The organism is Chryseobacterium sp. BGA-UO-ETr-SB22 (assembly GCF_059567885.1).
Genome location: NZ_JCAQOV010000005.1, coordinates 431,693 through 453,927 on the forward strand (window position 1 = coordinate 431,693; position 22,235 = coordinate 453,927).

Annotated in this window: 19 protein-coding genes; 10 read left to right on the forward strand and 9 right to left on the reverse strand. The window is 35.8% G+C overall.

Annotation, left to right across the window (positions count from 1 at the left end; all coding sequences use genetic code 11):
* Positions 1-655: 655 nt before the first annotated feature.
* From AC57AW_RS09280 to alaS, 6 genes are all read right to left on the reverse strand, one after another.
* Positions 656-2,125 carry a M20/M25/M40 family metallo-hydrolase gene (locus AC57AW_RS09280; protein WP_496351625.1) on the reverse strand — a complete coding sequence of 490 codons (1,470 nt, stop codon included), beginning with the start codon at positions 2,123-2,125 and terminating at the stop codon, positions 656-658.
* Between the two features lie 8 nt (positions 2,126-2,133).
* Positions 2,134-2,370, reverse strand: coding sequence for a hypothetical protein (locus tag AC57AW_RS09285; protein ID WP_496351626.1), 237 nt, complete (start codon positions 2,368-2,370; stop codon positions 2,134-2,136).
* 75 nt (positions 2,371-2,445) lie between these two features.
* Complete coding sequence (locus AC57AW_RS09290; protein WP_496351627.1) at positions 2,446-4,773, reverse strand: hypothetical protein; 2,328 nt, start codon at positions 4,771-4,773, stop codon at positions 2,446-2,448.
* A gap of 305 nt (positions 4,774-5,078) precedes the next feature.
* Entirely contained in the window at positions 5,079-6,893 is a 1,815-nt protein-coding gene (locus tag AC57AW_RS09295) for a cytochrome-c peroxidase (protein WP_496351628.1), read from the reverse strand.
* Positions 6,894-6,958: 65 nt separating this feature from the next.
* Positions 6,959-8,437, reverse strand: coding sequence for a PhoX family protein (locus AC57AW_RS09300; protein ID WP_496351629.1), 1,479 nt, complete (start codon positions 8,435-8,437; stop codon positions 6,959-6,961).
* A 420-nt stretch (positions 8,438-8,857) separates the two neighbouring features.
* Positions 8,858-11,461, reverse strand: coding sequence for an alanine--tRNA ligase (alaS, locus tag AC57AW_RS09305; protein ID WP_496351630.1), 2,604 nt, complete (start codon positions 11,459-11,461; stop codon positions 8,858-8,860).
* Between the two features lie 301 nt (positions 11,462-11,762).
* On the opposite strand from alaS, the gene AC57AW_RS09310 reads away from it, so the two are divergent.
* The 6 genes from AC57AW_RS09310 (at position 11,763) to msrB (ending at position 15,228) form a co-directional block, all read left to right on the forward strand.
* The gene (locus AC57AW_RS09310; protein WP_496351631.1) at positions 11,763-12,620 is read left to right on the forward strand and encodes a gliding motility protein GldB-related protein; all 858 of its coding nucleotides are present in this window, start codon (positions 11,763-11,765) and stop codon (positions 12,618-12,620) included.
* A 21-nt stretch (positions 12,621-12,641) separates the two neighbouring features.
* Positions 12,642-12,776 carry a hypothetical protein gene (locus AC57AW_RS09315; RefSeq protein WP_496351632.1) on the forward strand — a complete coding sequence of 45 codons (135 nt, stop codon included), beginning with the start codon at positions 12,642-12,644 and terminating at the stop codon, positions 12,774-12,776.
* Positions 12,763-13,317, forward strand: coding sequence for a sigma-70 family RNA polymerase sigma factor (locus AC57AW_RS09320; RefSeq protein ID WP_496351633.1), 555 nt, complete (start codon positions 12,763-12,765; stop codon positions 13,315-13,317). Before AC57AW_RS09315 ends, AC57AW_RS09320 begins: the two co-directional genes overlap by 14 nt.
* 60 nt (positions 13,318-13,377) lie before the next feature.
* The gene (locus AC57AW_RS09325; RefSeq protein WP_496351634.1) at positions 13,378-13,590 is read left to right on the forward strand and encodes a hypothetical protein; all 213 of its coding nucleotides are present in this window, start codon (positions 13,378-13,380) and stop codon (positions 13,588-13,590) included.
* A gap of 79 nt (positions 13,591-13,669) precedes the next feature.
* Entirely contained in the window at positions 13,670-14,113 is a 444-nt protein-coding gene (locus AC57AW_RS09330) for a DUF417 family protein (protein WP_496351635.1), read from the forward strand.
* A gap of 17 nt (positions 14,114-14,130) precedes the next feature.
* Positions 14,131-15,228 (forward strand): peptide-methionine (R)-S-oxide reductase MsrB, encoded by a 1,098-nt coding sequence (msrB, locus tag AC57AW_RS09335; RefSeq protein WP_496351636.1) that lies wholly within the window; start codon positions 14,131-14,133, stop codon positions 15,226-15,228.
* Between the two features lie 42 nt (positions 15,229-15,270).
* Here msrB and AC57AW_RS09340 read toward each other — a convergent pair whose 3' ends face one another.
* The 3 genes from AC57AW_RS09340 to AC57AW_RS09350 form a co-directional block, all read right to left on the reverse strand.
* Positions 15,271-15,915 (reverse strand): hypothetical protein, encoded by a 645-nt coding sequence (locus tag AC57AW_RS09340; RefSeq protein WP_496351637.1) that lies wholly within the window; start codon positions 15,913-15,915, stop codon positions 15,271-15,273.
* 99 nt (positions 15,916-16,014) lie between these two features.
* Positions 16,015-16,860 (reverse strand): ABC transporter permease, encoded by an 846-nt coding sequence (locus AC57AW_RS09345; protein WP_496351638.1) that lies wholly within the window; start codon positions 16,858-16,860, stop codon positions 16,015-16,017.
* Between the two features lie 2 nt (positions 16,861-16,862).
* A complete protein-coding gene (locus AC57AW_RS09350) occupies positions 16,863-17,765 on the reverse strand; it encodes an ABC transporter ATP-binding protein (protein ID WP_318848221.1) in 903 nt (300 codons plus the stop codon).
* Between the two features lie 115 nt (positions 17,766-17,880).
* On the opposite strand from AC57AW_RS09350, the gene AC57AW_RS09355 reads away from it, so the two are divergent.
* The 4 genes from AC57AW_RS09355 to prfB all read left to right on the forward strand — a co-directional run bounded on the left by AC57AW_RS09355 (position 17,881) and on the right by prfB (position 22,170).
* Positions 17,881-19,236, forward strand: coding sequence for an AAA family ATPase (locus AC57AW_RS09355; RefSeq protein WP_496351639.1), 1,356 nt, complete (start codon positions 17,881-17,883; stop codon positions 19,234-19,236).
* Between the two features lie 96 nt (positions 19,237-19,332).
* On the forward strand, positions 19,333-20,439 hold the full coding sequence (locus tag AC57AW_RS09360) for an NAD(P)/FAD-dependent oxidoreductase (protein WP_496351640.1): 1,107 nt from the start codon (positions 19,333-19,335) through the stop codon (positions 20,437-20,439).
* Positions 20,440-20,456: 17 nt separating this feature from the next.
* Positions 20,457-20,948 (forward strand): hypothetical protein, encoded by a 492-nt coding sequence (locus AC57AW_RS09365; protein WP_496351641.1) that lies wholly within the window; start codon positions 20,457-20,459, stop codon positions 20,946-20,948.
* Between the two features lie 109 nt (positions 20,949-21,057).
* The gene (gene prfB / locus AC57AW_RS09370) at positions 21,058-22,170 is read left to right on the forward strand and encodes a peptide chain release factor 2 (protein ID WP_318848317.1); all 1,113 of its coding nucleotides are present in this window, start codon (positions 21,058-21,060) and stop codon (positions 22,168-22,170) included.
* The last annotated feature ends 65 nt before the right edge of the window (positions 22,171-22,235 follow it).

Here is a 22,235-nt window from a genome sequence, read left to right on the forward strand (position 1 = left end):
AAAAATTATTTTAAACCATTAAGACTGATTAAGTTTTTAAGAATAATGAAGAAAATATCTTCAGATATTTATAAGCAGAACGCTTCATTCAAATTCATTTGAATCTTAACTTTCCTTAGAACCTAAATTTTTCTTAATGGTTNGTTCCAAATCATATTCAATAATTATTTCGTTTTCAAACAGATTCTAAAAACACAATGATGAAAAAAGCTTCACAGATTGTGAAGCTTTTATGTTTTTTATAGAATAAAAATAATTTTAAACCATTAAGACTGATTAAGTTTTTAAGAATAATGAAGAAAATATCTTCAGATATTTATAAGCAGAACGCTTCATTCAAATTCATTTGAATCTTAACTTTCCTTAGAACCTAAATTTTTCTTAATGGTTCCAAATCATATTCAATAATTATTTCGTTTTCAAACAGATTCTAAAAACACAATGATGAAAAAAGCTTCACAGATTGTGAAGCTTTTATGTTTTTTATAGAATAAAAATAATTTTAAACCATTAAGACTGATTAAGTTTTTAAGAATAATGAAGGGAAATTTCTTTCGATATTTAGTAAGCTGAATGCTTCATTCAAATTCATTTGAATCTTAACTTTCCTTACAACCTAAATTTTTCTTAATGGTTCAAGTCTTTTCCTAATATATTATCTTTCTAACGAAAAATTAGAAATTACTTTCGGACGTTCTGCTTCATTAGCAACTTTCCAGGAGGTTCTGTACATCCATTCCGTCATTTTATACAACTTTTTGTAGTTGATGTTTTCAGATTCATCCTGTGGAGTATGGTACTGATCATGCAGTACACTCGTGAAAAATATAGCAGGAATCCCTATTTTAGCATAAGGAAGATGATCGCTTCTGAAATAGAAATATTCAGCGTGGCTCGGAGAATCCCAATCTTTCAGATATTTGAATTTCGTACTCTCATTATTGGCCTCTTCAGCCATTTTTACAAGCTCTTCAGAGTTTTTATGAGGAGCATTTCCTCCCAATAAAGCCGCTTCATTATTATCATTTCTTCCAATCATATCACCATTAAGCACGGCAACAATTTTCTCTTTAGGAACAACAGGATGAGCTGCATGCCATCTTGAACCCAGCAATCCTCTTTCTTCAGCCCCATGGAAAACAAACAAAATGCTTCTTTTTCCCGGCTGCTTTTTGTAAGCTCTCGCCATTGCCAGCATCGCAACACACGTACTTGCATTATCATCAGCACCGTTGTAGATGGTGTCATTCTTTACAGGATGTCGGATTCCGTCATGATCCTGGTGTCCGCTTAATAAAACATATTCGTTTTTAAGAACAGGATCTGTACCTTCTATTTTTCCGATGATATTCACTGATGGATATTTGTAAGTTTCAGTGATCAGGTTCAGAGAAGCTTTAGGATTGTTTTTTACCCAGCCTGCATTTTCCCTTTTAATCCATAAAACAGGAATATTATTGGTGATTTTCTCTCTTAATCCTTCCACACCGTAGCTTCCTCTAGTCATTTGAGGGAGTACTTCTACCCAGCTTTGTTCAGAAGTATCATCGGTAATGAAGATAATGGCTTTCGCTCCCAGTTCAGAAGCTTTATTGTAATATTTATTCCTTACAAATCCCGGATATCTTCTTACAAAAAGGGTCATATCCTTTGAGATGTTTTTATCTGAAGCGTTTACGGCAAGTACTTTTCCTTTGATATTTAATTTTGCCAGATCTTCAGGCTCAGCGTTTCCTGCATACACAATTTCGGCATCTATAGAAGCATTTACAGGTTCAGCAATAAGGACGTCTTTCCATAGTTTCAAGTTATTATCTCCAATTTTCAGACTGCTTTGAGGGATAATCTGATGTCTGTACATATCAAAGAACTGGAAAAATGTTCCGTTATCTCCGGCAGGTTTCATCCCAGCTTCTTTTGCTTTGTCGGCAAGCCACATGGAGACTTTCAATTCATCCAGCGTTCCTGCTTCTCGTCCCCAGAACTGATCTGCGGCAAGCTGATACATATCGGTACGAAGATCAGCTTCTTTGATGGCAGAAACCAAAGGCTTTTTATAATTTTGAGCATTTCCCAGCGTAAACAGGAAAAGGCCCAACAGAGAGAAAATGTAATTTTTATTCATAGCAGTATTTAATTAAATTCAGCTAATTTCTCTGAAAACTGTTTTGAAAATTCCTTTCTGTCTTCTTCCAGCTTTTCCTTTGTAGAAGGTAAAATATAATTAAAAAGGATCTTGTCTTCATTGTCTAAAAAGATAATTTCCTTTTCATTTCCATCGATCATCTGTGAGAAAATGTCCCACATTGGAGTGTCTTTTAATTTTAATAATTCAAAAAACTGTTCTGCTTTGATTTCGATTTTCTGCATGTTCTTTTTTATATAGTATCGGTTAATATTTCTGAATTTACATTCAAAAATAAAGATTTTGTCTTTTCCTGACGATTAAAACTCGAGAAACTTCAGTTTAAACTGAATCGCAAAGTTTTCTTTGAAATGAGGAGTTGCATAATAACCCACTCTGTAGAATAAACCTAAGTTAAAATAGCTGGAAAGGAAATTGTTCCATTCCAAACCTACTTCCTGATACAGGTGATCCAATTTTCTGAACTTAAACTGATGGTATTCCGGATGCTTCATATCTCCGATAGTTCCTCTCAGAACAAAATCAAAACTGGAAACATTGTGCCCGAAACTTTTGAAATACCAAGGCAGCTTGTGAGTGAAGTAATACGCAATAAACCTATCATTATAATATTTTCCTCCTTCCAGAGTAGCAAATCCAAGGTAAGAAGTAAGGTTAAAATTGAAATCTTTTCCCGGAGAAGCAAGCCCGTTCATCGTAAAGTTTTTCCAGATTGGAGCTTCACCCAAAACAGCACCTCCGTACAGCCTGAAACCGGTAGTTCCGATCGGTGTCTTGAAATTATGAACAAAAAGAGCATCAAAACGGGAATAATTAAAGTTTCCCTGCAGGAGTTTGTAACTCTGCTCATAATTAAAATAGAGCTCAGGATATTTCTGGTCAATCAGAGATTTTCCCTGGGGAGTCATAATATTGGTTGAATTCGGAGAATATTTTAAGGTAAAAAGTGTATTGAAATTTCTGTATGAAGTCCCTCTGTCTCTGAACTGATAATCAAATTCTGCCTCTTCTGTATTTCTTCTAACGGCAAGGGCAAGGGTAAGACCATTCGTTACGTCATTCATATACGATAAAGATGCTCCTTTGAAGTGAAAATATTTATCATTATTCAGGTTATTCCCGAAATTCATCGTCCTCATTTTGAAGTTCCAGAGTTTTCGGTTAAACTCTCCGGATGCGGTTACATCATCATACACCTCAAATCTGAAAATTGAGTTTTTTTCCAGCGAGGTTTTCATATCAAGCCCCATTCCATATTTCCATCTTCTGTCTTTTACACCGTATGCAAAATAATAATCCGGTGAAAAATAAGGGTTGAAATTTTCATTAAGCTTGGCTTTTAAACCTAATCTGAAGCCTTCATAAGAGTTATAGTTGACAATTTCATCCACCGCGAAATCTACAGAACCTACTCTGATCTGCCCGTTTAGTAATCCGGATAAGATCTGTGCTTTGCTGTCGATTTTATATTTTTTACCTAAACTGTCGATGGTCTTATAGGTATTTTGTTCTCTTTCCGTAAGAGGTTCTGTTCTGTAACGGTCCAGAGAATGGCCGTCAATATTTTTTACGGAGAAAGTATAGCCTTTGAAATCTTTGGGATTCTCTTCGATAGGAGCTTCAAAATCAAAATATTTTGAGGTGAGGAAAGCATAGGTGCCGAAGCTTTTTTTGTCTTTCTTATCGTCAGCATGCTCTTTGTCGTCCATCGCCATTTTACCCATTTTAAGCTTGGTTTTTTCATGGGCAAGGAACCATTTGTTATTGTAGAATACCCATGTGCTGGTGATAATTCCGTCGTTTTTATTTTTACTGAAATTTTCAATCTTTTTGATCCCGTAGGTTTCCGTATCTACATAAATGGCGCCGTTATACTTTCGTTTTCTGTCCGGCTTTTTGTAATTGACTTCACGGAAACGGATCACAAAATTTTTTCTCCCGTCAAGAGTAACAGTATCCGAAAGAAAGAACCTGTAAAGTCCTCTGTTTTCAGGCTTCACCTGCTCAGGAACAATGTCCCTGTTACTCTGCTGGAGCGCGATCATTTCATAAATAGGCTGCTTCAGACCAGAAATTCTGTTGTCCAGGATATTGATCTTTTCGCCATATTTTTTGGAATATAAAAACTCCTGTGCCCTTTCCCAGAGAAAGAGTTTACTTTTTGAAAATACTTTTCTTGCGGAAATATTATTTAATGAGTCTTTTTCCCTTTTTTTCTTGAAAATGTTTAAATCATTGAAATACTGATTAAACTGTGTAAGACTGTCTTCATCAATATCGAGGGATATTTTTTCGTAGGATTTATAGGAATAGGAACCTAAGCTTTTTGGAGAGTTTTCGTTAAAAAGTTTATTTACTTTTTTCAGAATTTCCAGGGCCCGGGGATCACTTTTATCTTCAATAACTACAGCTTCAATACTGGTGGTTTTTGATGATTTTTTGAGCAGAGAAATCTCCATACTGCTCTCAACCGATATTGTTTCTTTTTGGTAAGAATCAGCATCAATATCAATGTTTTTGCATCCTGTTTTAAATTCCAGAACGCCCTGTTCATTCGTATATCCAATGACTATGTTGTCACACGATACTTTTGCATTAAAAACAGGCTTTTGACTGGCGTCATCCACAACCTTAATTTTTGATTGCGAATACCCCAAAAAGCAGATCAGAAAAAATAATAACAGTAAACCCCTTTTCATGTAAAATTACTAGGTCAAAATTAATGATATTTATTGTTCTGGAAAAGTTTTTAACATAGTATAACATTGATTTAATCTAATGTTTTTATGGACTTTGTGCCTTATAAAACTGAATGATGGGAACACTCAGATAGTCTTTCTGCATTTCCTGGAAATTTTGAATAAAAAAACTCCTGAATCTGATTGGTTCAAGAGTTTTTTTGATCAGTTGTTATTTTGTGCTTTCAGATGGCTTATTGATCATCCAAAGCTTTCATAAATTCAATAATATCATCTATTTCTTTATCCGTAAGCTGTAACGGCGCATCAGACAGTGTCTGGTTTTCTACTTTAAAGCCAAAACCTTTTCCACCGCCTTTATTATAGAAATTCATCACTTCTTTCAATGTTTTGTATCCTCCGTTGTGCATATAAGGAGCTGTTCTATTTATGTTTCTAAGGGTTGGAGTTTTGAAGGAATGCTGTAATGAAGGTACTGTTTCATGAAACTTTCCTCTCCCCAGGTCATGGTCAAACGTTTTATTTTCTCCATTGATTGCCGTTCCTAAAACCTCCTGTTCGGTTTTCTTGAAATTGGGAGGAACGGTACCATTAAATAACGGAACGAAATGACATATCGCACATTGGGCTTTTCCAACAAAAAGATTAAAACCTTGCTTTTGGCTTTCCGTCATTGCTGACTTATTTCCTCTCATATAATTGTCAAAAGCAGAATTGAATGTTGACAAAGAACGGATATAACTCGCCAGTACATTTTGAAGCTGCCAAACCTCTGTTTTTTGAGAATGGTAAATCTTTTTAAATGCCGCCTGATAATTTTTATCCTTATTTATTTTGGCCAGAATTACATTCAGATCACCATGCATTTCTTCTTTATTGGAGATTACATCCGAACTCTGTCCCTCCAGATCATCCTTTCTCATATCCCAGAATTGGCCATGCTGATAGCCCGCGTAGTTGAGAGAAGGAGCATTTCTTGCAAGCTCGGAATTTTCCAGGGACATAGATTTGGCAAGCCCATCAGTAAATGCTTTCTCAGGAATATGACACGTTGCACAGCTTCGGTTATTATTGTTGGAAAGGATTTTATCATTAAAAAGCTGATGCCCGAGAGCGGCTTTTTCTTCAGAGAATGCGTATTCTTTTCCTGGAGTAAAAGCGTTAGGATTAAAAGCATTTTTGGCAAAAAAAGTAGCTGCATTTTTATTTAAAGCTGTCGTTACCTCAACATCTGGGATTTTCTCCTGATTTTTAAAATCCAGCATCAGAGCGGTGATCTTATTCAAATGATCCGGGATAAAACTGGCGTAATCAAACGTATTTTTGTCTGTATTTTTTTTCAGAACTTCAATAGCTGAATTGATTTCTGCAATGATGCTTTTTAAGGCTTTGTCTTTCGAGCGTTCAGTGGAAATTTGTTCCAAAGTCTCTTTAATCCCTTCCAGCGAAGAAGGCATTTCCTGTAAAAATATTCCGGAAACCGGAGTATCAAAACCTGCAATTCCCAAACTTGAAATCCTGAAAGCTTCCTGTCTTAACGCATCAAAAACCTGATCTTTACTGATGGTAATTACCTGAAAGTTGGTTGCTATGGTATTGCTTTTATTGATGAGCTTATTGAGCATTCTGGTCACCTCATCTTTATTTCCTTTATCATAGGGATACAACATCTCTTCCAGAACCTGCAGTCCTTCGGGTTCAATTTCTGTATGCTCATCCATTTCTATTTCAGGAAGAGCAGGACCATTGATAAACCTTGCAGAGTGGGGAAGGAAATATTCTACAGCCCATTCCATTTTTTTATAGGTTTTTCTGATATCCTGAAATTTTTCCTGAAGAAGTTTTTCATCAGAATCTTTAGAAACAAGAATTCTCAGTTCATTGATCTGTTTTTCAAAATCAGTATTGGTCTTGATAATCCTGTTTTTTACAGAACCAAGATCTTCGTATACGGGCTGCTGCTTATCATTTTTACAATAATAAAGCGTAAAAAGTGCTGCTGCACAGTATAAGAAAAGAAGAATTGGGTATTTTGAAAGTTTATTCATAAGTATGAAAAAGTATCAACAGAGATTTTCTATTGATACTTTAATTTGATATGAAGGAATTAAAACTATTTTTCTACGTTTCTGATGATTACGATTTGTCCACCTTCTTTATTGGTGTTGATTCCGGAACCGTCAGGATTTTTGAATTTATCCAGCTGCCAGGTATGAGAGTGAATATTTACAGAGAATGTATTTGGGATTCCGATGATATCAGAAATATCCACCATTGCTCCAAATTCCCATGACCCGAATTTCTGAAGATCTCCGGATTGGTTGTAAGCAGTCTGCCATGCAGAATCACTTCTATTGTGCTTCATATTCAACCATGGTTTGTATTGTTTTGAAGCAATATTCAGCTGCCAGATATAAGAATCGTGGTTGGCATTTTTGTAATAAGAATCTCCGTCTTCCTGGATGTATACAAAGTTTTCAGTAACACATAAGTTGTCCGGGTTGATCAGGTTATTTCCTGGGTTAGAATCTCCTTCTGCAACTACTTCCAGCTTTCCTGTCAGCATATTATTGGAATTCAGAACAAGCTTATAAACTCTTCCCCACATGGTTAATCCTGCTTTCGGATTTACACCGTCAGAAGATTCTCCGGTAGCGGTAAAGTAAATTTCTCTTCCTTTTCCAGCTCCCTTTCTGTAATCTACATCTTCCACTCTTGAAAAACGGATCGCGTTGTTATCAATATTTTTCTGATTAATCTGAGCGCCAGTAAGATTTTTAGCGTTAGGGATTTCAACGAATTCTACATCATAGCTGCTTCCTTTCGTCATATCCGTTTCAGTATAGTTGCTGTTGGTTCTTTTTAAAGAATACAACTTACCGTTATCAAGATCTCCCTGTGTATCGGCAACGTACATGATCAACTGTCCTGCTGACTGGTGAGAAGAAGAATAAGACTGGTCTTCACCAATGATGATATACGATTTTCCATTGGAAATATCTTTAGGAAGCGGAACTGCATTTTCCATTGAAGCCTTTCCCAAAGCTGGTTTTACTCTTGTCTTATCTGATGCCTGAGATACTGCTGCCAGTGGATTCAATGCATGAACCATACTTTCTTCACCAGATTCTCCGGCAGTAAGAAAAGCACTGAAACCATGAATTTCAGGAGTTGCCAATGTAGCGGAGCATAATCTTGTCATTCCTCCGGTTCCGTTTAAGATATATTCTCCTTTTACAGGCTTAAATGTTTTATCTAAATAAACTCTTGATACAGACTGTTTAATTTCATGATTGGTGATCATCAGATAGCCGTCAGAGTTTGGATCTTTCATAATTCCCATTCCATCTGGCTGACCTCCGAAAACGAAATCAGGAGAACCTGAAAGAACATCAGAGCTGGAAATAAGGGTGGTAATATTTAAATTTTCAAAACCAGGCATCCCAAAAACGAAAGCAGGTTCTTTAGAAAAATTTTCAAGTTTGATTTTGTCATTGACAGGTGTGTCAGAGTTCCCGTTATTGTCATCGTTGCAGCCTTGAAATACAAGGGAAGCAAAGAGTAGGGCTCCGATAGTTTTGTTAATTTTCATGATTTCATTTTTTGAATTTCGATTATGGCAAAACTAAAGGTATAGTGTTAACTAAGTTTTAATAAGACAAAACAAATAGTTTAAGATTAGATGATGGTTTGTTAAGATAAGGTCAATAATTAGAACGGATATAAATAAAGAAACTTTGATGAATATCTGAGTAATAAGGAATGGTATATTATAACGCAGAGACACTAAGGCTTTTAGATATCTATTTTTTTCGTTCGCAAAGGCATTCTATTTAGCAAAAAACGCAATCATTTCATGGCTGAGTGTAACGCCTTTGCGAACGAAAATATCTATAATGATATGAGGATTTCTTGCGTCCTTAGCGTTAAATAAAAGATAATAGTTAAAACGAAAACAGGCTGTCTCAAAATGAAACAGCCCGTTCTAACGTTTATAATAGATGTTGCTATTTTAAATATTCAAAGCTTTCTGGTAAGCATTTTCTAAACCATCAAGGTTTTTACCACCAGCGGTAGCAAAGCCTGGATTTCCACCACCACCGCCTTGGATCTCTTTTGCAAGATCTTTTACGATAGCACCAGCTTGGTATTCTGCAGCCAGATCATCAGAAACTCCAACGGTAATCATTGGTTTTCCGTCTGCATCAGAAAGAATGATCGTTACAGAAGCAGGGATTTCTCTCTTCAACTGGAAAACAATATCTTTTACAGAACCTGCATCCAGAGAAGTTTTCTTTACAAGAAGCTGTTTGTTTCCTTTCTGCTCATAAGCATTCTTCCATTCACCGATTTCTCCTTTTGCTTTTTCCTTTTTAAGGGCATCTACTTCAGCCTTCAATGATGTATTTTCTTCGATCAGTTTTTCAATAGATCTTACCACATCTTTAGACTTTAATAATTGAGAAAGCTCAATGATCTGTTTTTCAAGATTGTTGAAATACTCTTCAGATTTGTCTCCTGAAATAGCTTCAATTCTTCTGATTCCCGCAGCAGCAGAACCTTCAGAAGTGATTTTGAAATGACCGATTTCGCTGGTGTTTTTTACGTGAGTTCCTCCGCAAAGTTCTTTTGAACTTCCAAACTGGATCATTCTCACACTGTCACCATATTTTTCACCAAATAAAGCCATTGCTCCTTTCTCCAGAGCTTCCTGGATAGGAATATTTCTGAATTCCTGTAAAGCAATGCTATCTTTGATCTTTTTGTTTACTTTTTCTTCAATTAATGCCAGTTCTTCCTCTGTCATTTTGTTGAAATGAGAGAAGTCGAAACGAAGATAATCAGGCCCTACATAAGAACCTTTCTGCTCTACGTGAGTCCCTAAAACATCTCTTAAAGCTTCATGCAGAAGGTGAGTCACAGAGTGGTTTCCCTGAGAATTTTTTCTTTCGGAAGCATTTACTTTAGCATAGAAAACAGCGCCTGCATCTTTCGGAAGACCATTGATCAACGAAATGATTAGTCCGTTTTCTTTTTTAGTTTCCAGTACTTCAAAGCTCTCAACAGCATTTTCCAGAACACCTTTATCTCCAACCTGTCCACCACCTTCAGGGTAGAAAGGAGAGTTGCTTAGTACTACCTGGTAAAATTCTCCGTCTTTATTTTCTACTTTTCTGTATCTTGTAATATACGTTTCAGATTCAGTCTGGTCATATCCTACAAATATTTCAGGCTTTGATTCCAGATTTACCCAGTCATATACTTTCTGAGCAGAATCTGCTTTGGAACGAAGTTTCTGTTTTCCCATTTCAGCTTTGAAACCTTCTTCATCAATAGTTAATCCTTTTTCTTCAGCAATAATTCTTGTTAAATCGTCAGGGAAACCGTAAGTGTCATAAAGCTCGAAAACCTCTTCACTTGGTAATACTTTCTGATTATCTGCAATCGTTTGCTGGATCAGCTTTTCTACTCTGATCAAACCGTTTTCAATTGTTTTTAAGAATGAATCTTCTTCACTTTTGATCACTTCACCAACCAGTTTTCCTTGTTTTTCAAGTTCAGGGAAGAAAGGTCCCATTTGCTCCTGAAGAACAGCCACCAATTTGTAAAGGAAAGGTTCTTTCATATCCAGGAATCGGTAAGAATAAGAAATTCCTCTTCTTAAAATTCTTCTGATTACATACCCTGCACCTCCGTTTGATGGTAACTGCCCGTCTGCAATAGCAAAAGAAACCGCTCTGATGTGGTCTACCACAACACGGATTGCAATATCTTTTTCGTTTTCTAAAATTCCTGTGTATTTCTTACCTGAAAGCTCTTCAACTTTTGCAATAAGCGGTGTGAAAACATCTGTATCATAGTTGGAAGACTTCCCTTGAAGCGCCATACAAAGACGTTCAAAGCCCATTCCCGTATCTACGTGCTGAGCAGGAAGCTTCTCTAAAGATTTGTCAGCTTTTCTGTTAAATTCCATGAAAACCAGATTCCATACTTCCACTACCTGTGGATGGTCGTTATTCACTAATTCAAGTCCTGAAACTTTAGCCTTTTCCTCTGGTGTTCTCAAGTCAACATGGATTTCTGAGCACGGCCCGCATGGTCCGCTTTCCCCCATTTCCCAGAAGTTATCTTTTTTATTTCCGTTGATGATTCTGTCTTCTGAAATGTGAGATTTCCAGAAATCATAAGCATCCTGGTCTCTGTCCAGATTTTCAGAAGCATCCCCTTCAAAAATCGTTACGTATAAATTTTCTTTTGGAATTCCGTATACTTCAGTCAGTAATTCCCAGGCAAAAGCAATAGCCTCTTTTTTGAAGTAATCCCCGAAAGACCAGTTTCCCAACATCTCAAACATGGTGTGGTGATAAGTATCTCTACCTACATCATCCAGGTCATTGTGCTTCCCTGAAACTCTCAGACACTTTTGTGTATCGGCAATTCTAGGGGCGGTAGGGGTTTTGTAGCCAAGGAAAAAATCCTTGAACTGCGTCATTCCGGAGTTGGAAAACATAAGGGTAGGGTCGTCTTTCAGCACAATAGGAGCTGAAGGAACAATAAGATGCCCTTTACTTTTAAAATAATCTAAAAATTTTTGACGTATCTCTTGTGATGTCATAGTATTGCTTTTGCTTTTTTTAATATCAAATTTTGATAAGATGCAAATTTACTATTTTTAAGCGATTTGTAATAATTTTATGCTATGTTTTGAATGGTGCTGAGTGAGTTTGCCGGATATTTGTTTCTTTCATTACAGACCCTGCATAAACCTGTAAGGCTTGCAGAGCTATGAGAAAAGATTCTTATTTTATATCTTCTTAGGAATCAATTTAAATGTTTTATTTTGGCGTAAAGAATTTCCTATGAAATATAGTGTCGTATTTTTATTCTTAACAATATTCGTTTATTCTCAAAAACGCGTGTCAAATACGGATGTTACCAACTTCTGGAAAGCCTATGATCTGGTACAGAAATCTAAGGACTCTTTGAAACAGATGGAAATCATCAATTCAGAGTATCTGGAGAAAGCAAGTCCGGCACTTAAGGCACTGATAAAAATGGATACAATGAATGCTTCAGATTACGTAAGAAGTATTAATACAATACCAAAGCGCTGGAATAAAGTACGTGCGCAGACGTTGAAGATAGTACAGCAGAATTACGATATAGAAAAACTGTATACGTCTTTTAAAAAAATATACCCACCATTTCATAGTCCTCAGATCAGCTTTGTGATAGGTACTTTTAACAGAGGCGGAACGACAACCCGTGAATTTATTTTAATAGGAACAGAAGTTGCTGCACTTACCTCACTTTCTGATTCGGAGATCAAACTGTCTACAGAATATAACATTGCCCATGAGCTGGTGCATGTACAGCAGGACTATATCAACGGAGTGAATAATGAAGAAGAATATCGTGATCTTGATTTATTAGGCTGGGCTTTGATGGAAGGCTCCTGTGACTTTGTTGCTGAAAAGCTTTTGGGTAAACTACCCCATATTGCTTATATGGATTATGGCAAACAGCATGAAGAACAGCTTTGGTCAGATTTTAAAAAGGAGATGTATCAATACGATACAGATCAATGGATGTACAACGGAAGTCCCTCCAAAGATAAACCCGCAGATCTTGCCTATTTTGTAGGATATGCAATCTGTAAGAGTTATTATGAAAAGGCCGCAGATAAAAAAGCAGCTTTGAAAGAAATAATCAGCATCAATTATTCGAAAAACGAACATCATACATTTTTTATAAAATCAGGTTATATGAAATAATAACCTTTAAAAATAGTGAAGTTGAATAAACTTATAAGGTTTGGAGTATTTGAAATAAATGATGAACTCTATAATTTTGGAGTTATCCGTTTAACTTCCTACCTTCGTGATGATCTGATAAAGATAAAAAACATCCTTTCCCATGATGAAAAATGAAATTCTGAAAAGCTGGATAGAACAATATTCAGGACCTCTCCTGAAAAAAGCGCTGTATCTGCTTTCGAATAAAGAAGATGCTCAGGACGTTGTTCAGGAGGTTTTTCTTGCCGCTTACTCTGGATATGATTCTTTTGAAGCGAAAAGTCAGCCCCTCACCTGGCTGATGGCTATTCTGAATAGGAAAATTGCTGATTTTTATAGGAAAAAATATAAATCAGAGCCCAATATCAGACTGGATCATTTTTTTGATGAAACAGGATCATGGAAAAATAATGATGTTTTGAATGACTGGAATGTATCGGGAGAGGGAGATGAACTTTTAGACAATCATGATTTTAACAAAACATTGGAGGAATGCATTGAGGAATTGCCCTCCAGGTGGAAGATCCTGCTTAAAATGTATTATATAGAAGAAAAAAAAGCACCGGAAGTAAGTCAGGAATTGAATGTTTCTACGACTAACCTTTGGAAGATCCTTCAAAGAAGCCGGATGCAGCTAAGAGAGTGTCTGGAGTTTAACTGGTTTTCAAGATCATAAGTAATGATAAGAAAGATATTACATATACTATTTTTACCATGCAGCAAAGCAACCCTGCTCATGGAAAAACGAAATGCCCAATCTATTTCTGCCAAAGAAAACAGGATGCTGAGCATGCACCTGATGATCTGCAAATGGTGCAGAATGTACAATGAAAAGCTAGCTCTTCTGGATCAAGTTTTTAAAAAGACATTTTCTGAACAAAAAACTGAAATAAATGAGTCTGAAATTCAGGATTTTAAAAATAAAATGATCGATAAATTGAATTTCTAAGAAAAATTCTGTCAGGATTGTAAAAAGGCTCCGACTATACTATTGAAAACAATAAAGTATTCAATTAAAATCTTAAAACATGGTCGGAACAGTACAGAAATCTAAAAATCAATTCACCCGAACAGGGTATTACGTCTCGCTTTTCGGAGCAGCACTTATTTTACTGTGGATCGGTATTTTCAAATTTACCCCTACAGAAGCTGCTGCAATAAAACCTTTGGTGGAAAACCATTTCTTAACTTTTTTCGTATATAAAATCATAAGCGTCCAGGCAGTGTCAAATCTTATCGGAGCGATAGAAATTATCATTGCCTTACTCCTCATATTTAGTGCGAAATTTGCTGTACTGAAAAAGTATGCAGGAATAGGAATGATTGTCACTTTTCTGGTAACATTAAGCTATTTGTTTACAACGCCGGGAATGTGGAAAGTGGTGGATGGAGTTCCTGTGACAGATTTCTTTATTATAAAAGACCTGATGCTCTTAGGATTTGGATTAATGATCGTTCAAAATAATAAGTAATGAATAAAAAAGTAAATATGAAAAATATATTAATTGTACTCGGAATTGTTCTGGGTATAGCAGTATTTGCTGCAGGATCCGGGCTTTTTAAGAAAACGAAGCCCAATGAAGTGGAAGTAAAAAAAGAAAATGAGAAAATTATGGATAATAAAAACGTTAAAGAGATCTATTTTGCAGGAGGATGTTTCTGGGGAACAGAGCATTTTTTTCAACAGATTCGTGGGGTTGTAGGAACAGATGTGGGGTATGCCAACGGAAATACTCAAAATCCTACCTATGAAGAAGTGGTAAGTCATACAACAGGTTTTGCTGAAACAGTGAAAGTGAAGTATGATCCTGAGCAGGTAGATCTGAAACTCTTAATTGACCTTTATTTTAAAACCATTGATCCTACCAGTAAAGATCAGCAGGGAAATGACAGAGGAAACCAGTACAGAACAGGAATTTATTTCACCAACAAAACAGATGAAGCGGTTGTAAAAGATGAAGTTCAGAAACTGGCAAAAAACTATAATAAACCTTTATTGGTGGAAACGATTCCATTAAAAAATTTCTACAGAGCAGAAGATTATCATCAGGATTATCTGGATAAAAATCCGGGAGGGTACTGCCACATTGAACCGGGACTTTTTGAAATGGCGAAAAAAGCAAATCCACTTCCAAAGCCAGCCTATCAAAAACAGGATAAAAAAGTTTTAAAAGAAAAATTGTCCGCAGAACAATATAACGTAACTCAGGAAAACGGTACGGAAAGACCTTTCCAGAATGAATACTGGAATGAAACCCGTGAAGGAATTTATGTAGATATTACCACAGGAGAACCTTTGTTTATTTCTACAGACAAATTTGAATCCGGCTGTGGATGGCCAAGCTTCTCAAAACCGATTACAAAGGCTTTGATTGATGAAAAACTGGATCGTACCCACGGAATGGACAGAGTAGAGGTAAGAAGTAAAACCGGTGATGCCCACTTGGGACACGTTTTCACAGACGGTCCTACAGATAAAGGAGGACTTCGCTACTGTATCAACAGTGCTTCTCTGAAGTTTATTCCAAAAGCTGAAATGGAAACAAAAGGATACGGAAAATATCTTCCGTTGTTAGATAAAAAGTAATGTGAAAGGAAGGCTGCCAGATGGCAGCCTTTTTATTTTGAATTAATGATGCAATTGAAATAGCTCTTTAATGCTGAGCATAGAGATATTCAGAAATATAAGAAATCCGAAAATTACATAGAAGGACTCTTTCGGAAGAGTTGTAAAAGTTGTTGTTATTTTCTCATAAATAGATAATCCAAACATATTAGTTTCCAAAGGCCCCACTATAGTATCGTTACAAAGCAAACATTTATATTCGAGAGGGTTAGGATTGGGGTCAATATAGCTATAAACAGCAAAAATATGTCCTGTTTTCTCTAGATCAACTGCATATTGTTCTTGTTTGGCTATTGCCAGATCATTCAAAACTGAGATAAAATCACCATAGGTATTATTTTGATCTAAAATAAACTCAATACCAGACTCTTTCTCATTTCTTTTTGGGAGGTTTCTTAGTTCAGAAACATACAATTTTGAGTTTTGTTTAGCCGTGTTGGGAGCTACTTTTATTTTTTTGTAATTCCAGTTTCTTGCAGATTCAAAAGAATACATATCGTTGCTTCTATCTTCCTTTAATTTGGCGGGAAGTCCAATATCCATCACAGAAACGTTAATGTCTTCAAACTTCTGATTTCCATAATACCAGAATAAAACTGGAATCAGAATGGCACTAATCAGTCCCGGAATGTAGTATATTTTTTTCATGGATAGTTTTAGCGAAACCTAATGAAAATTTTAAGCCAAAAAAAAGTGATTCGAAAACGAACCACTTAAAAATAATCTTTAAATTCTAATCATTGAAACCTACCAATCTCTTTTTCTCAAAATCCAGTAAGATCCGAATATGAAAATGGCAGACCACACCAAACATGCGATAAGACTTTCCGTAGGGTAGTGGAACTCATATTTTACGCCCATCATTTTAGCCATATTTAATCTCATCATTGGATTAGGAATAAGGCTGGACATACTTTCCAATGGTAAAAGATGCGTGATGAAAAAGTCATTCTGAAGAATATCATTTCTTTGCGGCCCCTGCATTCCTTTTACTTTTGAATACACTTCAAGGGCTGTTAGAATTCCTTCACCAATCCAGAACACAAAAAGGGCAAGAAATACAAACACTGATTTTCTCAGCAAAATAGAAAGGAACATTAAGAAAGAAAAGAAAGTAAATAGCTTTACAAAGTAATTTCCAATGAAGAAAATCTCTGCAAAAACTTTTGTAGATTCTTTTGTATTTGAATATTGATAACCCAGAAATATGGTAAGACCAAATACAATTACTGTAGAAACAATGGTAAAGATACTTATCGTCAGTAGTTTTGAAGTGATGAATTCTTTTCTGCTTAAGCCATCAATCGTATTCTGTTTAAACATCCGGTTACTGAATTCCTGCGAAATAGAGAAAACAATGATCAGTCCCAGGAAAATCTTCAATAAAGCAACAATCCATGTGGTGAAATTCCAGATTTCCGGGAAATTATAAATCCCTTGCTCCTTTAAGTTAATGGTTCCTCCGAAAAGATCAAAATCAACCAATCCAATGAAAAGTAAAGCAATAAGAATAGCAAAATATAATATCGTAAAAACTTTGAACGGCTTATAGTTCAGGTTTTTGTAGTATTCCAGTTTTAATAATTTTATCATGACTAATTGGTGTTTTTTACAAGTTCAAGGAATTGAGATTCAAGAGATAGTTTTTTCTTGGCCAAATGAGACAAGAAAATCCCTTTCTCCGCCAGTTTCTGATTCAGTGCCGAAGCTGAAATGGATGCATCATCACGGATCTGGGCTTTAATATAATCCCTGTCCTGATTGACGAAACTAAACCATGGTAGTTCATTCAGCGTATTGAAAAGTAGTGTATTGTTATCTGCTTTCAATTCAAAATAGCCATTGTTGGAAGTCATTTCGTCCACTCTTCCGCAGTAGATGGAGTTTCCTTCTTTTAAAACAATCACATGGCTGCATATTTTTTCTATTTCATCCAAAAGGTGGCTGGCAATAATGATCGTGATTCCCTGTTTTGCAATTTCACTGATGATTTCTCTGATCTGAATAATTCCTTCAGGATCCAATCCGTTGGTTGGTTCATCTAAGATCATCACTTCCGGGTTGTTCAGCATGGCGGAAGCAATAGCCAGACGTTGTTTCATTCCCAAAGAAAAGGTTTTAAAAGTATCTTTTCTTCTCTCATACAGATTAACGGTTTTCAAAACTTCATCAATCCTTGAATAGGGAGTATTTTTAATTTCCGCCACAATTTTAAGGTTCGTTTCTGCACTTAAATAAGGATAGAAGTTGGGCTGTTCTATAATGGCTCCAATTCTTTTTAAAGTTTCCGGATCAGTTCCTTTTTTACCGAACCAAAACCAATCTCCGCTGGTAGGGTTGATGGTTGAAAGCAGCATTCCAAAAGTAGTGGATTTTCCGCTTCCGTTGGGACCCAGGAGGCCATAGACATTTCCTTTTTCAACGTCAAAAGAGATATTGTTGACCACAACTCTTTTGAATTTTTTCGTCAAATTTTTTACTGATAAAATCTTTTCCATGTAATTTGTTTTACATAGTAGTAGTCTATCTAAATTAGATAATGTTACAGAATTATCATAAATCAATATGAATTTGGTGTAAATACATTAAATTTGATAGAATTAATCAAGACTTATGAAGCTAATTCAACTGGCAGAAGAACTCAATGTTTCTGCAGAAGCCATAAAACAGTTTATACAGGATTTCGATCTGGAATTGGTAGAATGCATCAGTACCAATTTTGAAGTAAAAGAAGATTTTGAAAAATTTGCCCGGGAAAATATAGATTTTCTAAGGTTATATGAAAAAGACCTGGATAAAAATAAAACTCTTGAACAGATTGCCGAGGTCATCAATCAGCCTAAAGAAAAGGTTGAAAAAGTGATTAAAGATAACAACCTTAATATTTTTGATAACGGTTTTTTCAAATCCTCAATATCAAGCTATGGAATTGATAACAAATTGGGTGGAAACTACCAGTTTGTTTATGATTATTTCGGACACAAAACCAGCCTGCAGCAAAGGGACTTTATAGGATACAGAGATGTGTTCTTTTATACATCTACAGTGCTGGAGCCATTCCTGAATCCACAGCAGATCAAAGACTGGGGAATCAACAAACCTGCAGGAATAGTACTCTATGGTCCTCCGGGAAGCGGTAAGATATTTTGGGCCAATAAGATTGCTGAAATCATTGGCTACCAGTTCAAAGAAGTCAAAAAACACTATTTAGGAACTTCACTGATTGACGGAAATGAAATCAATTTCAGTGATTTTCTGCTGAGCATTATGAAAGAAAATAAAATGCTCCTTTTCCTGGATGATTTTGATGAAATTATGATGCAGCGAAAAGCTGAAACCGATATTGCATCGTGTAATCTGGAAGCTCAGGAACTTATTCTTCATTATATAGGAAAATTTGAAAAAGAAGGCGTTTTAATGGTGGGTTCTGCCAATTCTGTTTCAGAAATAGATGAAGAAATTCTTGCTCCGGGAAGATTTGATGTAATGATTCCTATCTTTCCACCCAACGCTTCAGAACGTTCGGAGATCATTTTATATGCAATGACGAGAGGTCTTGAAGAAGATTCTTTACTGTATAAAATACTTAAAAACAACAAAGCAGATAAAATCCCTTTCTGGCATGAATCCTCTGCAAAAATGAAGGCTTTCAGCAATACAATGCTGATCGATTTTACCCAAAGCTTAAAGAAAAGAATCAAAAATCTGTACCAAAAAACCAGAAATGAAAAACTGAAAATTGATCAGAACCTTTTAAACAGAGCTTTAAGAGATGCTGCTTCTAAGCTTACCGAAGAATATCTTGATCAGGTAGCCCGATTCCTGGCTGATGCTATTATCAACAATTTTGATGATTTTCAGTTTAGAATTCAGGCCCTAAAAAGCGAACTGGAAACCTACAGAATTGTTGAAGAGCCAAGAAGAGCTATTGGATTTTCACATAATGATGAGGAGAAAGATAAGGGATAAGAAAGTTCAAGGTTTAATGTTTGAGGTCTAAAGTTTTACTATCTGTCTTTTATCAGATCTGTATCCTTCATTAATACATTTTACAAAAAAATACTCATGAACAGCATCTGGGAATTGGACACTTTCTACAGAAAAAGAGAGGTTATCATTATTGGTGCCGGATTTTCCGGGCTCTGGACTGCCATATCCATTAAAGAAAAATATCCTGAGAAATCTGTTCTCATTATTGAACGGAATGCAATTCCGTTGGGTGCTTCAACGAGAAATGCAGGATTTGCCTGTTTTGGTAGCCTCACAGAAGTGATTGCCGATTCGCAAAAGATGGGCTGGGAAAAAACTTTAGATCTTGTTAGAATGAGGTTTGATGGTCTTCAGAAGATCAAACAGTATTTTAAAAGTGATGAAATCGACTTTGAACTCAATGGAGGCTATGAAATTTTAAATAATGAAGAACCTTTGCTTCATATCAATGAGATCAATGAAAAGTTAAAACCTATTACCGGATTTGGAGAAACCTACTCTTTGAAACAGGATAAAATAAAGGAATTCGGATTGGGGAAATCTCGGTTTCTGATTGAAAATCCATGTGAAGGAAGCCTGCATTCAGGGAAACTATTACAAAAACTTCTGGAGAAATGCTATGAATTGAAAGTTGAATTTTTATTCGGAACAGAGGTCACGAATATTGAAGAAACTATCAATAATGTTGAGGTTTGTCTTTCTGATGATCTTTCTGTAAAAGCAGATAAAATAATCTATTGTACCAATGCATTCACTTCCAGATTCCTGGAAAATGAAAATATCATTCCTGCCCGTGGACAGATTCTTCTGACAGAACCTATAGAAGGATTGAAGCTGAAAGGAACTTTTCACTATGATGAAGGGTATTATTATTTTAGAAATGTCGGAAATCAAGTGTTACTGGGTGGCGGAAGAAATCAGGATTTTGAAACAGAAGAAACAACGGCTTTTGAAACGACAGAATTTCTGCAACATCATTTGGAAAACTTTTTAAAAGAAGTCATACTTCCGCATAAAGACTTTAAAATAGCACTCCGTTGGTCAGGAATCATGGCCATGGGTGATGAAAAATCACCTATTGTAAAACAACTTTCAGGAAGACAGTTTTGTGCCGTAAGACTTTCAGGAATGGGAGTGGCACTGGCTCCGAAGATGGGTGAAATAATGGCTGATATGATTTAAAATAAAGTGGTGAACCAATGAAATACATACCTTACGAACGCATTATTTACAAAACAAATTTATCTGAAAAGGAAGTTTTAACAAGACTTTCCGGTTTTGTAGAACCTAAAAAGTTTGGTTTAGGAAAGAATTATATAAAAGAATATGAAGGATCTGTAAATAATAATAGCTTTGAAATCAACAAAGTTATTCAATACAGAAATTCTTTTCTTCCTCAAATAAATGGCAGAATTCAAAAAGAAAGTGATGGGACAAAAATACAGGTTACTATGTCATTACATGCATTTGTATTATTTTTTTTAATCGTTTGGTGTTCTTTTGCCCTGCTTATCTTCATAGGTTTTTCCATAAGAGATATAAGAGCAAAAGAAATATCCGTAGAATTTTTTCTTCCTTTATGTATGCTGTTGTTTGTGTATGTTTTAACTATGGTAGGTTTCAAATCGGAATGTAAACAATCAAAAGAATATCTTAGAAGAAGCTTTGAAGCCGAAATAATTAATGAATAATTACTTATTAATTATTTTTCTGCATCTCATTGTTCCAAAAATCTCTTAACTCTCAACTCAAACCTCTCCACTCTAAAAGAATTCCCTATTTTTGCAAAAAGAAACATTCGTGATTAACAACGACCATATAAAAGAAGTTCAATCCAGAATTGAAGACTTACACAGATACCTTCAGATTGAAAAAAAGAAAATAGAAATAGCCAACGATGATGAAAAAACAGCAGCTCCTGAATTTTGGGACAACCCGAAAACTGCTGAAGCATTTTTAAAACAACTTCGTTCCAAGAAAAAATGGGTGGAGGGCTATGACGAAATTCAGACGCAGTTTGAAGATTTGCAGGTTTTACTTGAGTTTGCTAAAGAAGATCCGGATTCTGAAAAAGAACTGGATGAGACTTTCCCTCAATTGGTTGAAAAAATTGAGGATCTTGAGTTCAAAAACATGCTTTCCAATGAGGGAGATGAACTTTCTGCTGTTCTTCAAATCACTGCAGGAGCAGGAGGAACAGAAAGTTGCGACTGGGCAGCTATGCTGATGAGAATGTACACGATGTGGGCAGAAAAACAGGGATATAAAATCCGTGAATTAAACTTCCAGGAAGGAGAAGTTGCAGGAGTGAAGACTGTTACCCTTGAAATAGAAGGCGAATTTGCTTTTGGATATTTAAGAGGTGAAAATGGAGTGCACCGTTTAGTAAGAATTTCGCCTTTCGACAGTAACGCGAAACGTCATACAAGTTTCGTTTCCGTATACGTTTATCCTTTAGTAGATGATACGATCGAAATTAATATTAACCCTGCTGATATATCCTTTGAAACGATGAGGTCTTCCGGAGCAGGAGGACAGAACGTAAACAAGGTAGAAACAGCTGTACGTCTTCGTCACGCACCAACCGGAATTATCATTGAAAACTCAGAATCCCGTTCCCAGCTTCAGAATAAAGAAAAAGCTATGCAGCTCCTTCGTTCAAGATTATATGAAATGGAACTGGAAGAGCGTTTGAAGGCAAGAAACGAGATAGAAGCCAATAAAATGAAGATCGAGTGGGGAAGCCAGATCCGAAATTACGTGATGCACCCTTACAAATTGGTAAAAGATGTACGTTCAGGTCATGAAACTTCAGATGTGGACGCGGTAATGAATGGGAATCTTACCCCATTCTTAAAAGCATTCTTAATGGCCGATGGGACGGCAGTTTCGGATGATGATCTCGACTTATAAAAATCATGTTTGAATTTTAGTTAAAATCTTATAATTAATTTTTGTTTCAGACATTTTAGGCTTAC

What these genes read in the sequence shown, in the direction of transcription:
- AC57AW_RS09280 (WP_496351625.1), bottom strand. Translation starts at nt 2,125, where the DNA reads ATGAATAAAAATTACATTTTCTCTCTGTTGGGCCTTTTCCTGTTTACG.
- AC57AW_RS09285 (WP_496351626.1), bottom strand. Translation starts at nt 2,370, where the DNA reads ATGCAGAAAATCGAAATCAAAGCAGAACAGTTTTTTGAATTATTAAAA.
- AC57AW_RS09295 (WP_496351628.1), bottom strand. Translation starts at nt 6,893, where the DNA reads ATGAATAAACTTTCAAAATACCCAATTCTTCTTTTCTTATACTGTGCA.
- AC57AW_RS09300 (WP_496351629.1), bottom strand. Translation starts at nt 8,437, where the DNA reads ATGAAAATTAACAAAACTATCGGAGCCCTACTCTTTGCTTCCCTTGTA.
- alaS (WP_496351630.1), bottom strand. Translation starts at nt 11,461, where the DNA reads ATGACATCACAAGAGATACGTCAAAAATTTTTAGATTATTTTAAAAGT.
- AC57AW_RS09320 (WP_496351633.1), top strand. Translation starts at nt 12,763, where the DNA reads ATGATGAAAAATGAAATTCTGAAAAGCTGGATAGAACAATATTCAGGA.
- AC57AW_RS09325 (WP_496351634.1), top strand. Translation starts at nt 13,378, where the DNA reads ATGGAAAAACGAAATGCCCAATCTATTTCTGCCAAAGAAAACAGGATG.
- AC57AW_RS09330 (WP_496351635.1), top strand. Translation starts at nt 13,670, where the DNA reads ATGGTCGGAACAGTACAGAAATCTAAAAATCAATTCACCCGAACAGGG.
- msrB (WP_496351636.1), top strand. Translation starts at nt 14,131, where the DNA reads ATGAAAAATATATTAATTGTACTCGGAATTGTTCTGGGTATAGCAGTA.
- AC57AW_RS09340 (WP_496351637.1), bottom strand. Translation starts at nt 15,915, where the DNA reads ATGAAAAAAATATACTACATTCCGGGACTGATTAGTGCCATTCTGATT.
- AC57AW_RS09345 (WP_496351638.1), bottom strand. Translation starts at nt 16,860, where the DNA reads ATGATAAAATTATTAAAACTGGAATACTACAAAAACCTGAACTATAAG.
- AC57AW_RS09350 (WP_318848221.1), bottom strand. Translation starts at nt 17,765, where the DNA reads ATGGAAAAGATTTTATCAGTAAAAAATTTGACGAAAAAATTCAAAAGA.
- AC57AW_RS09355 (WP_496351639.1), top strand. Translation starts at nt 17,881, where the DNA reads ATGAAGCTAATTCAACTGGCAGAAGAACTCAATGTTTCTGCAGAAGCC.
- AC57AW_RS09360 (WP_496351640.1), top strand. Translation starts at nt 19,333, where the DNA reads ATGAACAGCATCTGGGAATTGGACACTTTCTACAGAAAAAGAGAGGTT.
- AC57AW_RS09365 (WP_496351641.1), top strand. Translation starts at nt 20,457, where the DNA reads ATGAAATACATACCTTACGAACGCATTATTTACAAAACAAATTTATCT.